This window comes from Bacillota bacterium (assembly GCA_036504675.1).
Lineage (GTDB): Bacteria > Bacillota > Sulfobacillia > JAJYWN01 > JAJZPE01 > DASXUT01.
The window spans coordinates 1-3,060 of record DASXUT010000157.1 but is presented as its reverse complement, the minus strand read 5'-3'; the positions used below and the strand labels follow the sequence as shown (position 1 = coordinate 3,060).

General features: G+C 64.9%; 3 protein-coding genes. All 3 read left to right on the top strand.

Translation table 11 applies throughout. The annotated features are described in order from the left end of the window. The first annotated feature begins 493 nt into the window (after positions 1 to 493). The gene (groES, locus tag VGL40_12125) at positions 494 to 787 is read left to right on the top strand and encodes a co-chaperone GroES (GenBank protein ID HEY3316009.1); all 294 of its coding nucleotides are present in this window, start codon (positions 494 to 496) and stop codon (positions 785 to 787) included. Positions 788 to 835: 48 nt separating this feature from the next. Further along, positions 836 to 2,464, top strand: coding sequence for a chaperonin GroEL (gene groL, locus VGL40_12120; GenBank protein HEY3316008.1), 1,629 nt, complete (start codon positions 836 to 838; stop codon positions 2,462 to 2,464). A 213-nt stretch (positions 2,465 to 2,677) separates the two neighbouring features. Next, positions 2,678 to 3,060: hypothetical protein (locus VGL40_12115; protein HEY3316007.1), on the top strand; the 383-nt coding region annotated here is incomplete at its 3' end.

The window sequence follows — 3,060 nt, the reverse complement described above, 5'->3', positions numbered from 1 at the left end:
GCCGTCGGCCTGGCGGCGGCGGTCTACTTCATCGTCCTCATCGCCGTCGGCGGGCTGGACGACGAGGAGTTCGGCCGCATCCCCATCGTCGGGCGTTACGTCGTGGCCGTCCTGCGGCCGCTGCACATCGGGCGGGGCCGGCGGGGCGGGGGAGAGCGGTAGGCACGACGGCACGGCCGCCGCAAGCGGGGCGGGCCCAAGCGCTTGACGCGCCCGGATCGGCCGAAGACGGACCCCCGCGGGGGTCCTTTTTTTGGCGCCTCGACCCGCCCGGGGCGGGCGGGGCGGAAATCGATGGAAAAGATGGTCATAGCCCCGTCTGGGGCGGGAATAATAAGCCCCGGCCATGGGTTGACAAGGCAGGGAAGTTTGGGTAACATGTTTAATGGAAGGTTTAGCACTTAGTCGGGGAGAGTGCTAAGAGCCACCCAAATGGGTGCTAAGCTGCTGTATTCGGAAAAACCCATGTACCAAGGCAAAGGAGGGAAGAGAATTGCTAAAGCCGCTGGCTGACCGGGTCATCGTCAAGGTCCTCGAGTCCGAGGAGCGGACCAAGGGCGGCATCGTCCTGCCGGACACGGCCAAGGAAAAGCCCCAGGAAGGTGAGGTCAAGGCAGTCGGTCCGGGCCGGATCCTGGAGAACGGGACGAAGGTTGCTCCCGAGGTCAAGGTGGGGGAGATCGTCGTCTTCGCCAAGTACGGCGGGACCGAGGTCAAGGTCAATGGCGAAGAGCTCTTGATCCTCAGGGAGAGCGACATCCTCGCCGTCAAGTCCTCGAAGAAATAGCCGGGCCGCGCGCGGCCCTAATGATCCGGAAGGGAGTGAACCACTAGAATGCCGGCTAAGATGATCGCCTATGGTACCGAAGCCCGCAAACATTTGGAGAAGGGCGTCAATGCCGTGGCCAACGCCGTCAAGGTGACCCTCGGGCCGAAGGGACGCAACGTCGTTCTCGACCGCAAGTTCGGGTCGCCGGTCATCACCAAGGACGGCGTCACCGTGGCCAAGGAGATCGAACTCGAAGACCCCTATGAGAACATGGGGGCCCAACTGTGCCGGGAAGTCGCCTCGAAGACCAATGACGTCACCGGTGACGGCACCACCACCGCCACCGTCCTGGCCCAGGCCATCGTCCTCGAGGGCCTGAAGAACGTGGCCGCCGGGGCCAACCCGATCTTCCTCAAGAAGGGGATCGACCGCGCCGTCGACGTCGCCGTCGAGGAAATCAAGAAGGCCTCCATCCCGGTCGAGGGCAAGGAAGACATCGCCCACGTCGGGGCCATCTCCGGTAACGACAGCAGCATCGGCGAGCTGATCGCCGAGGCCATGGACAAGGTCGGCAAGGACGGCGTCATCACCGTCGAGGAGTCCAAGGGCACGGCGACGACCGTCGAGGTCGTCGAGGGCATGGAATTCGACCGCGGCTACACGTCCGCCTACTTCGTGACCAACGCCGAGTCGATGGAAGCCAACATCGAAAACCCCTACATCCTCATCTACGAGAAGAAGATCTCGGCCATCGCCGACCTCCTCCCTATGCTGGAGGGGATTGCCCGGACCGGTAGGCCGCTGGTCATCATCGCTGAGGACATCGAGGGCGAGGCCCTGGCCACCCTGGTGGTCAACAAGATCCGTGGAACCCTCAACTGCTGCGCCGTCAAGGCCCCCGGCTTCGGCGACCGGCGCAAGGCCATGATGGAGGACATCGCCATCCTCACCGGCGGTACCTTCATCAGCGAAGACCTGGGCATCAAGCTCGAGAAGGTCGACCTCCGCATGCTCGGCCAGGCCAACCGGGTCCGGGTGAACAAGGAGAAGACGACCATCGTCGAGGGCAAGGGCAAGAAGGCCGATATCGCAGCCCGGGTGGGCCAGATCCGCAAGCAGATCGAGGACACCGACTCCGACTACGACCGCGAGAAGCTTCAGGAGCGCCTGGCCAAGCTGGCCGGCGGCGTGGCCATCATCAAGGTCGGCGCCTCGACCGAGACCGAGCTGAAGGAGAAGAAGCACCGCGTCGAGGACGCCCTCTCGGCCACCCGCGCCGCGGTTGAGGAAGGCGTGGTCGCCGGTGGCGGCACCACCCTCATCAACATCATCCCGGCCCTCGACAAGATCGAGAGCGAGGGTGAAGAGAAGCTCGGCGTGAACATCGTCAAGCGGGCCCTCGAAGAGCCCCTGCGGCAGATCGCCAATAACGCCGGGCTCGAGGGTTCGGTCGCCGTCGAGCACGTCAAGACCCAGAAAAAGAAGGGCATCGGCCTCGACGCCGTGACCATGGAGTACGTCGACCTGGTCAAGGCGGGCATCGTCGACCCGGTGAAGGTTCTCCGCCACGCCCTCTCCAACGCCGCCTCCATCGCCTCCCTGGCTCTGACCACCGAGGCCTTAATCGCCGAGATTCCCAAGAAGGAGCCCCCGGCTCCGCCCTATCCGCCGGGTGGCGGCGGGATGGATTATTGAAAGCCGTCCCTTCCTGACCAAAGCTGACGCTAAAGAGCGGGAACCCCGGATTGGGGTTCCCATTTTCTTTGGCCTCGTCGCCCATGTCCCGCCGGGGGCCACATAGCCTGTTGACGGGCGAGGGTCTTCGTGGTATTGAATGGAATTGACGGGTTGATTCATGGGGTCGCCGGGAACGGGGAAACCGGGCCTTGCGGCCCTGGGGGGAGACCCATGGAAGGCACGCCGGGAGAAGGGCCGCTCTGGCCCGTCAGGGTAGGCGTACCCGTGGTCCGGACCCTGGTTTCCTACCTCTTCGCCGTCATTGCCAGGGTCCTCTTCCGCTTCGCCGTCCTGGCCAGGGAGCGGTATCAGCACCTGCCCGGAACGCTGGTAGTCATCAACCACCAGAGCGATTGGGACGGGCCCATCGCCGGCGGTCTGATCTACCTGATCAGTGGTCCCCGTGGGGTGGGGCGGCGGGCCAACTTCCTGACCCGCGGCGACCTCGGCCGGCCCGGCTTCGTCCCGAGGTACCTGTTGCCCGGCCGGGGCTGGGCCCGGGTCCTCCTGGGCCGGGTTAGCCTGGCTCCGATCATCGAGGCCCTGGGCGTACG